Origin of the sequence: Streptomyces sp. YS-3 (genome assembly GCF_045257485.1) — a bacterium.
Lineage (GTDB): Bacteria > Actinomycetota > Actinomycetes > Streptomycetales > Streptomycetaceae > Streptomyces.
The window spans coordinates 1-2,101 of sequence record NZ_JBJHPC010000861.1 but is presented as its reverse complement, the minus strand read 5'-3'; the positions used below and the strand labels follow the sequence as shown (position 1 = coordinate 2,101).

Annotated in this window: 4 protein-coding genes; 1 reads left to right on the top strand and 3 read right to left on the bottom strand. The window is 70.3% G+C overall.

Annotation, left to right across the window (positions count from 1 at the left end):
• The coding region (locus ACJA3G_RS35660; RefSeq protein ID WP_406557176.1) for a hypothetical protein at positions 1-299 on the bottom strand (299 nt) is incomplete at its 3' end.
• A gap of 236 nt (positions 300-535) precedes the next feature.
• Between ACJA3G_RS35660 and ACJA3G_RS35655 the strand changes: the two genes are divergently transcribed.
• Entirely contained in the window at positions 536-799 is a 264-nt protein-coding gene (locus tag ACJA3G_RS35655) for a hypothetical protein (protein WP_406557175.1), read from the top strand.
• Here the strand turns inward: ACJA3G_RS35655 and ACJA3G_RS35650 are convergent.
• Both ACJA3G_RS35650 and ACJA3G_RS35645 read right to left on the bottom strand, forming a co-directional pair.
• Complete coding sequence (locus ACJA3G_RS35650) at positions 768-1,310, bottom strand: hypothetical protein (RefSeq protein ID WP_406557174.1); 543 nt, start codon at positions 1,308-1,310, stop codon at positions 768-770. The two genes, ACJA3G_RS35655 and ACJA3G_RS35650, sit on opposite strands and share 32 nt — an antisense overlap.
• Positions 1,310-2,101: glycosyltransferase family 2 protein (locus tag ACJA3G_RS35645; protein ID WP_406557173.1), on the bottom strand; the 792-nt coding region annotated here is incomplete at its 5' end. The genes ACJA3G_RS35645 and ACJA3G_RS35650, both read right to left, overlap by 1 nt.

Here is a 2,101-nt window from a genome sequence, read left to right as displayed (position 1 = left end):
GGTGACGTACGTGGCGGCCACCCGTTCACGGGTGAGCGATGGCCGGCGGCGGGGAGCAGGCTCGGGTCGAGATCGACTTGATAGCCCGCCGCGCTGAGCATCCGCGCGGCATGGGTGGCCTGCTGGTTCTCGTGCTCCTGGCCGGTGTCGAAGTGCAGCCGGATCCACATGCCGCGCAGGGTCGGACGGAAGATGAAGCCCGCACGGTCGAGGATCCGGGACGCGAACTCGTCAACGGGGCCCTCGACCTCGACTTCGCCCCCGCTCTTGCGGGCGATGCGGATGGGCTCGGTGTCCATGATCATCGTCCCCGTGCCGACGCGGGGCCAGGGGAGCGAGCGACCGTCACGGCGGCCGGGTGCGCCGAAGGACATGCAGAGGCGGTGGCCAGCGTGGGGGTGCGCTGCGGTGAGGCCGCGGCGGCGGCTCGGGCGATGCGCTGGCGACGCTCCAGCAGCCCGTTACGGACGTACGGGCGGGCGGCCTCAGGAGTGATCGCGGGGTCGAGCGAGTAGTCGGCCTGCACGGTGAACCCGTGTCGACGCAGGTCCTGTACGGCCTGGCGGGTGCGGCGCCAGCCGTCCTGTTCGGGTTGGGTGATCCGGTACAGACCCGGGAGGTCGGGGACAGGCTCGAACTGCTCGCGGGTGAGGAACCACTCGGCCAGGTGCTCGGTGACCGCCGCCGTAGAGGCGGCAACGAAGCCGTGTTCAGGGTGGACGGCGAAGTGGAAATGGTCGGACAGGAGGCGATCCTTTCTGCGGGGGTCAGCGTGCAGTCCGCGACACTGAGCCCGTGACTGCGGGGGGATGGGGGCTGAGCGGGCCGAGGTGCCATGAGCGTGGCCAGCCGGGGCGGTTTAGCCCTGCCGCCGGCTTCCGTATGGAGCTGTGCGGCAGTGGCGACCAACTGGGTCCGGGCAGCGTTGCACTTCTCGGCCGCGGTGATTCGCAGCGCCTTGGGGCGCCTCGCAGGTGCGAGGTCGCCACCTCGGGGATGGCTTCGCGGTAGAAGCCGGTGGACGCGCAGTTGAGGGCTTCGGTGAGGTGGCCCAGTGCGCGGGTGACGGCGGCCATCGCCTCGGCGAGCCGCACCAGGGTGTGGCGCTCGGGCAGGTGCACTGTCTCGGGTGCGGCGAAGCGTTCCTCGGCGCGTTCGCTGGCGTAGGTGAGGTGATGGGCCAGCAGGGCGATGTCGTCGGTGAGCTTCCGGGGGTCCACATCCGAGTGGGTGGTGGGCAGTTGCGAGGCGATGTCGTTGAGCTGCCGGGCGAGACGGTCCAAGGTCGCCTGGGTGACGCCGGAAGTCATCAGACGGCCAGCTCAAGGGCGGGGCGGCGGGAACGTCTCAGGGCGGTGCGCAGTGCCTGACCGTGCCGAAAGGCGAACTCGCGCGAGGGGCCCTCCAGATCAAGGAACGCCGCGCCGCCAGCGGTCATCTGGGCGGGGTGCTGTCGGTAGTAGTAGACGACGTGCGGCAGCAGTTCGCCCGCTGCGAGGTTGGTGACACCGTTGACCATGACGAAGTCCTCGCCCTGGGGCAGTCCTCCGTGCCCGCCGACGGCAACGACCAGTTCGGTACGGGCCAGGAGCATGGTCTGGCCGAGTGGGATCTGGGCTTCGGGACTGGTCCAGTACCCGGTCACATCACCGGGCTGGTGCACGCCAGGGGGCGTCGGGCAGCGCCAGATCGTGGTAGAGCCGTCGGGATGCAGGTCGGAGCTCCAGCCCGCGACCCAACCCAGACCCGTCTCTGTGATCCGCTGGTGCCGTACGGCGAGGCTGTCGTCCGGCACGAGATCGTCGTCGTCCATGTAACACACCAGGGGGGTGCGGACGGTGCGCAGGCCCAGATTGCGGGCGGCGGCAGCGCCGACGGGGCGGGGCAGTTCGACCACGCGGATGCGGGCATCGGCGGCCAGCGGTTCGGGCAGGAGCGCGCGGTCGGCTCCGTCGAGGACGAGGACGGCCTCCCATGGCACGGTCTGCCGCATCAGGCTGGCGTGCAGTTCGGTGAGGTAACCCAGGCGTTCGGGCCGCAGACGGGTGGCGATGACGACCGTGATGTCGGGGCGGGAGTGCGAGGACAGGATGTTCTCCAG